Raw genomic sequence first — 6,136 nt, 5'->3', positions numbered from 1 at the left:
GAAGCCAACCATTATCAACGCGCTGTTCGGTGTCATTCTGCTCGGGGGTCTTTATTTCGGCAAATCGCTACTCGGCTACGTGTTCGACAGCGCCTTCAAGCTGAACGCTGAGGGCTGGCGCAAATTAACCATGCGCTGGGGTATCTTCTTCCTGTTCCTCGCGGTGTTGAATGAGGCCGTATGGCGCAGCTTCTCGACGGATTTCTGGGTAGCCTTCAAGGTCTGGGGCACAATGCCAATCACGCTGCTTTTCACGTTTGCACAGATGCCGCTGGTGATGAAATATTCGATCGAACAAGCGGCGCCCGAAAAATCAGCGCGCAAAGACACATAACTTTACAAACTGCCACAATTTCCGCGGGTTCGAGACGAAATCCCGCCGCGATCCGCGCTCAAGAATCGCTGCAACGGCAACGAATCGTCAGAAAGCGCAATCATGAAAACGGCTCTCATCGTGATGACCCTGATGGGTTGCGACTGCGATGCGAAAATCTGCGAGTACATAAAAACCGCGGATGCCGGTTGGACCAGTATCGAGCGCTGCCGCGCTGACCAGGAGAGCCAGATCCGTCAGAACACCAAGGTCGACTATCCGCTGATCACTGCGACCTGTACGGTGAAATCCACCCCCGGCACATCCATGGCCAGCCGCTCTTTCACCGTTCCGGCGCCCGCCGTCGACCGGCCGATCGAAACGCTTGCCCTTGGTACTCCGATCGATGCGCCGGTTACGGTTGCAACGAAGACAAGCTTTGGTTATCGGATGATCACCGTCCCCCTTACCCACGCCTGTGACAGCACAGCGACTGCCGCGACTCGCGCTGCCGGCTGGGTAAGACATTATGCCATGCTGGAAAACTGAGAGACCCGTTATTTCACCTTCAGAGCGGCCTCAACGGCGGGCATCAGATCGCTGCGGATAGACTCCTCCGTGAAGGGCCCGACATGCTTGTAGGCAACGATCCCGTCGCGGCCGATCAGGAAGGTTTCCGGCACACCGTAGACACCCCATTCGATTGCGGCACGGCCATTCGTATCTGCACCGATGACCGCATAGGGATTTCCGAGATCGCTCAGGAAACGCAAGGCATTCTCGTTCTTGTCCTTGTAGTTCAATCCCGCCAGACGAATCCGCTTATCCTGTGCGAGCTGCATCAAAAGCGGGTGCTCTACCCTGCATGGCACGCACCAGGAACCAAAGACGTTGACGAGCGTGACCTGACCCTTGAAGCTTGCTGGATCTAGGCCAGGAACCGGTTGTCCGTCCTTTGACAGGCCACTCACGGCTGGCAGCGACAGGTCAGGGGCAGGTTTTCCAATCAGCGCCGAGGGGATAACGGTTTCATCACGGCCGGATGCAAGCTGGAAAGCAAAAATACCGGCTAGCACGACAAACAGTATGAGCGGCAAGAAGACAAACAGTGAGCCGCGCCGGCGCGTCGTATTTTCCACCTGTTCCTGTCCGGTCACGATGTGCTGTCCGCCTTCGTCTCGGATCTGCGCCGGACACCTCGCGTTTCGAGTTCCTGTAGCGCTTGGCGCTGAGTGCGCTGATCGATGAATATCCATCCGATCAATGCGGCCAGAACAAGGAAAGAAGCTCCATAGGAGGCGATGATAAATCCTGTGTGGTTCATCATTCCGCTATCCTCCGTTCAGCGCGCCGTGCCGCCACACGGCGCATCGCAATGACCCTGCGGCGCCAGATTTCATTACGCATCGCCATGACGTGCAGAGTGAAAAACAGCAATGTGAAGCCGATTGCCATCACCAGCAGCGGCCAAAGCAGCGACGAATCGATCGTCGAACCACCCATGCGAAATACCGAGGCGGGCTGATGCAGCGTGTTCCACCAGTCCACCGAAAACTTGATGATCGGAATATTGATGAAGCCAACCAGTGTGAGAATTGCAGTGGCTTTCGCTGATTTAGCAGGGTCGTCCATAGCACGGGTCAACGCAATGATCCCGAGATACATCAGGAACAATACGAAAACAGACGTAAGGCGTGCGTCCCAGACCCACCATGTGCCCCACATGGGCTTGCCCCACAGCGAACCCGTGATCAGCGCAAGTGCAGTGAACACCGCCCCGATCGGAGCCGCAGCCTTTGCTGACACATCCGCCAATGGATGGCGCCAGACCAGTGTGCCGAGCGCGGCAAGGGTCATGATGGTGTAGCACATCATCGACAACCACGCGAAAGGCACGTGGATGAACATGATCTTGACGGTCGCGCCCTGCTGGTAATCGTCGGGCGCCTGCATCGACATCCAGAACCCGACGGCAAGGACAATGATCGTCAGTCCGCCGAGCCAAGGCAAAATGACTCCCGCAAGGCTCAAGAACCTTGTCGGGTTGGCCATATCGATCCATCGTCCGGTTTTGGAAACTGCACCGCTCATAATGTTCTCTTAGCTTTCTGGCGCCCTTTTCGCAATTCACCTCTCTGTCAGTCTGCCGAGGATTTCAGTGCTGCCGCCGCTGCCAATGGTCCCAGAACTGCAAAGAACAGCGTAATAGCAGCAAGAATAAGGAAAGGTGCCAGAAAGGGTGCAGGGTCTTCAACTGCGCCATAGGACGCAGACACGCCGAAAATCAACACCGGAATAGTCAGCGGCAGAATAATCACCGAGACAAGCAGGCCGCCGCGCGGCAGCGAAACCGCGACCGCCGCGCCCACAGCACCAATCAACGTGATCGCAGGGGTGCCCACCAGCAGCGTGAGGGTCGTCGCACCGATTGCTGCCGGCTCCATGTTCATGAACAGGCCGAGCAGCGGCGAGGCAATTACCAGCGGCAGCACGCTCACTGTCCAATGCGCCAGGCATTTGATCAGCACGGTCAAAGCCAGCATGTGCCGCTCCTGTGCCATGATCAGGAGGTCCAGTGAACCATCGTCTCGGTCTGCCTGGAACAGCCGGTCGAGCCCGAGCAAGGTCGCAAGCAGCGCGCCGATCCACAGCATGGCAGCGCCAATGCGGGCAAGCAGTTTCAAGTCGGGGCCGACACCAAAGGGAATGACGGCTATGACTGCGAGAAAGAACAGGATGCCGATCAGTAGGCCGCCCCCAGCGCGCAGACCCAACCGGATATCACGGATGAACAGAGCCCCCATCAGACGGTTGCCCCTAGCGCCAGTTCTTTTGCACCGCCAAGTCCGAGCGGCAGATGCGTAGCGGCGACAATGATCCCACCGCCATTGAGATGCGCTTGCATGAGCCCCGCAAACTGCAGTTCCGATGCCTTGTCCAAGCCCGCCGTCGGTTCGTCCAGCAGCCAGACCGGGCGTTCGCTGAGCAGGAGTCGGGCGATGCTCGCACGCCGTTTTTGACCAGTTGAGAGATATCCGAACGGCAGATGACCGATATCGCCAAGGTTGACACGCTCGAGTGCTTCGGCGATGGAGCACGGGCCGTTCCCGTTGAATGATTGCCAGAAGCGCAGGTTCTCCTCTATGCTGAGGACCGGCTTCATGGCATTGAGGTGGCCGAGATAATGGGCAGCTGCAACGAGACCGTCGAATTCGGCTGGTGCGCCCTCGAGCCGAAGCTTGCCGTCGGTCTGGGGGAGAAGCCCGGCGATGATTCGCAGCAGGGTGGATTTGCCAGCACCGTTGGGGCCGGTGACAAGCAGGGCCTGACCGGCAGAGACAGTGAAATCAAGGCCGGAAAACAAGTGTTCTCCGCCCCTCTCTCCCCCCAGATTTTCGGCGATTAACCGCATGAATGACCCGCTTTTTACCCATCCCTGAATACCGCGTGTTCATTTCGACGCAGCACGCATTTTTGACGAATGTCGGTCTGGCACAGATCGACGAAAAACTCTATATAGCTGACAACCATGCCAGCGGTCGGTGTGGAAACCATTTTTGGCCGATCTCGATACGGTGCCGTTTAGGACCCGTTGCGGGACGGACAGCGGAAATGACTGCACCCGCACCTTAGCGCGTCCTTGAAACGCGGCAAAGGCGTTCGTCCCGGGTTTAGGCCTCAGCATAAGGACGAACGCAAAATGTCACAAATTGACAGTTTCAAATGCCGTAAAACCCTCACGGTGGGGGAAAAGGAATATGTCTATTACAGTTTGACCGACGCCGAAAAGAACGGTCTGGAGGGCATCTCCAAACTTCCGTTCTCCATGAAAGTCCTCCTCGAAAACCTGCTTCGCTTCGAAGACAACCGCTCGGTTTTCAAGAAGGATATTGAGAACGTCGCCAAATGGCTCGTCGACCGCGGCAGTGCCGGTGCAGAAATCGCCTATCGTCCGGCGCGCGTCCTGATGCAGGACTTTACCGGCGTTCCAGCAGTCGTGGATCTTGCAGCGATGCGCGACGCCATGGTCAATCTCGGCGGCGACCCCGAAAAGATCAATCCGCTCGTTCCGGTCGACCTCGTCATCGACCACTCGGTCATCGTCGATGAGTTTGGCAATCCGCAGGCGTTCAAGCGCAATGTCGATCTGGAATATGAACGCAATGGCGAGCGTTATCGCTTCCTGAAGTGGGGCCAGCAGGCGTTCAAGAATTTCCGCGTCGTGCCGCCCGGTACCGGCATCTGCCATCAGGTCAACCTCGAATATCTGGCGCAGGCCGTCTGGACCAAGGAAGAGGATGGCGTGACCGTCGCCTATCCGGATACCTGCGTTGGTACAGACTCGCACACGACCATGGTCAACGGTCTTGGCGTTCTTGGTTGGGGCGTTGGCGGTATCGAAGCTGAAGCCTCGATGCTCGGCCAGCCTGTTTCGATGCTACTGCCGGAAGTCATTGGCTTCCGCCTGACCGGCAAGGTCAAGGAAGGCGTAACAGCGACCGATCTTGTTCTCACTGTCGTCCAGATGCTGCGCAAGAAGGGTGTTGTTGGCAAGTTCGTAGAATTCTTCGGGCCTGGCCTCGAAAGCATGACGCTGGCTGACCGCGCCACCATCGGCAATATGGGGCCGGAATATGGTGCGACATGCGGCTTCTTCCCGATCGACCGCGAAACCATCAACTACATGCACATATCCGGCCGTGACGAGGACCGGCTGGCGCTCGTCGAAGCCTATTCGAAAGCACAGGGCATGTGGCGCGAGCCGGATTCTGCCGATCCAGTATTCACCGACACGCTGGAACTTGACCTCGGGACCGTCGTGCCATCCATGGCCGGACCGAAACGTCCGGAAGGCCGCATCGCGCTCGAAGGCATTGCATCGGGTTTCCATGAATCCCTGCAAAAGGAATACAAGAAGACCACGCAGCTCGACGCCCGCTATGCGGTCGAAGGCGAGGACTATGATCTCGGGCACGGCGATGTCGCCATCGCCGCCATTACATCCTGCACCAACACCTCGAACCCGAGCGTTTTGATTGCGGCCGGCCTGCTTGCCCGCAACGCTGCTGCGAAGGGCTTGAAGTCCAAGCCTTGGGTCAAGACGTCGCTTGCGCCCGGCTCGCAGGTCGTCGCCGCCTACCTTGAGAATGCCGGATTGCAGAAGGAGCTCGACAAGCTCGGTTTTAATCTTGTCGGTTTCGGATGCACGACCTGCATCGGCAATTCCGGACCGCTTCCGGCACCGATTTCCAAGACTATCAACGACAAGGGCCTGATCGCCGCGGCCGTTCTTTCCGGCAACCGCAATTTTGAAGGCCGCGTATCGCCGGACGTGCAGGCCAACTACCTGGCTTCACCGCCACTGGTTGTCGCTTATGCGCTCGCTGGAACGGTGACCAAGGATCTGACGACCGAGCCACTCGGCGAGGATCAGAACGGCAATCCGGTATTCCTCAAGGATATCTGGCCGTCTTCGCATGAGATCCAGGAATTCATCACCAAGAACGTTACCCGCACCCTGTTTGCGGCCAAATATGCGGACGTGTTCAAAGGCGACGAAAACTGGCGGGCGGTCAAGGTACCAGCCGGTCAAACCTATGCGTGGGACGACCAGTCGACTTATGTGCAGAACCCGCCCTATTTTGTTGGCATGGGCAAGACGCCCGGCAAGGTCAACGACATCAAGGGCGCTCGCATCCTCGGCCTGTTCGGCGACAAGATCACCACCGACCACATTTCCCCGGCGGGTTCGATCAAGGCTGCGTCGCCAGCCGGCAAATACCTCACGGACCACGGCGTTGCACCACTCGACTTCAACCAGTA

8 protein-coding genes are annotated in these 6,136 nt (G+C 57.9%); 3 read left to right on the top strand and 5 right to left on the bottom strand.

Annotated elements, in window-relative coordinates; all coding sequences use genetic code 11:
- Nucleotides 1-334: septation protein IspZ (locus tag AAAC48_RS21810; RefSeq protein WP_340656202.1), on the top strand; the 334-nt coding region annotated here is incomplete at its 5' end.
- A 102-nt stretch (nt 335-436) separates the two neighbouring features.
- Nucleotides 437-862, top strand: a complete 426-nt coding sequence (locus AAAC48_RS21805) for a hypothetical protein (RefSeq protein WP_340656201.1) — start codon at nt 437-439, stop codon at nt 860-862.
- Between the two features lie 8 nt (nt 863-870).
- Here the strand turns inward: AAAC48_RS21805 and AAAC48_RS21800 are convergent, their stop codons facing one another.
- Genes AAAC48_RS21800 through ccmA form a run of 5 tightly spaced genes read right to left on the bottom strand, consistent with a single transcriptional unit; the run spans nt 871 to nt 3,725 of the window.
- The gene (locus AAAC48_RS21800; protein WP_340656200.1) at nt 871-1,470 is read right to left on the bottom strand and encodes a DsbE family thiol:disulfide interchange protein; all 600 of its coding nucleotides are present in this window, start codon (nt 1,468-1,470) and stop codon (nt 871-873) included.
- On the bottom strand, nt 1,467-1,640 hold the full coding sequence (gene ccmD / locus AAAC48_RS21795; RefSeq protein WP_340656199.1) for a heme exporter protein CcmD: 174 nt from the start codon (nt 1,638-1,640) through the stop codon (nt 1,467-1,469). The genes AAAC48_RS21800 and ccmD overlap by 4 nt, the downstream gene beginning before the upstream one ends.
- Nucleotides 1,637-2,404 (bottom strand): heme ABC transporter permease, encoded by a 768-nt coding sequence (locus AAAC48_RS21790; protein WP_340656198.1) that lies wholly within the window; start codon nt 2,402-2,404, stop codon nt 1,637-1,639. The genes ccmD and AAAC48_RS21790 overlap by 4 nt, the downstream gene beginning before the upstream one ends.
- 47 nt (nt 2,405-2,451) lie before the next feature.
- Nucleotides 2,452-3,117, bottom strand: coding sequence for a heme exporter protein CcmB (gene ccmB, locus AAAC48_RS21785; protein WP_340656197.1), 666 nt, complete (start codon nt 3,115-3,117; stop codon nt 2,452-2,454).
- A complete protein-coding gene (gene ccmA / locus AAAC48_RS21780; RefSeq protein WP_340656196.1) occupies nt 3,117-3,725 on the bottom strand; it encodes a heme ABC exporter ATP-binding protein CcmA in 609 nt (202 codons plus the stop codon). Before ccmA ends, ccmB begins: the two co-directional genes overlap by 1 nt.
- A 288-nt stretch (nt 3,726-4,013) precedes the next feature.
- Here ccmA and acnA point away from each other — a divergent pair.
- Nucleotides 4,014-6,136, top strand: a 2,123-nt coding sequence (gene acnA / locus AAAC48_RS21775; RefSeq protein ID WP_340656195.1) for an aconitate hydratase AcnA, incomplete at its 3' end; no start/stop codon positions are given.

It is taken from the genome of Phyllobacterium sp., from assembly GCF_037994405.1.
GTDB lineage: Bacteria > Pseudomonadota > Alphaproteobacteria > Rhizobiales > Rhizobiaceae > Phyllobacterium.
The sequence above is the reverse complement of the archived record's forward strand: the minus strand, read 5'-3'. Positions and strand labels throughout refer to the sequence as shown.

Excerpts from the sequence above, each read along its gene's own strand:
- ccmD (WP_340656199.1), bottom strand. The coding sequence starts at position 1,640 with ATGATGAACCACACAGGATTTATCATCGCCTCCTATGGAGCTTCTTTC.
- AAAC48_RS21805 (WP_340656201.1), top strand. The coding sequence starts at position 437 with ATGAAAACGGCTCTCATCGTGATGACCCTGATGGGTTGCGACTGCGAT.
- ccmB (WP_340656197.1), bottom strand. The coding sequence starts at position 3,117 with ATGGGGGCTCTGTTCATCCGTGATATCCGGTTGGGTCTGCGCGCTGGG.
- AAAC48_RS21790 (WP_340656198.1), bottom strand. The coding sequence starts at position 2,404 with ATGAGCGGTGCAGTTTCCAAAACCGGACGATGGATCGATATGGCCAAC.
- ccmA (WP_340656196.1), bottom strand. The coding sequence starts at position 3,725 with ATGCGGTTAATCGCCGAAAATCTGGGGGGAGAGAGGGGCGGAGAACAC.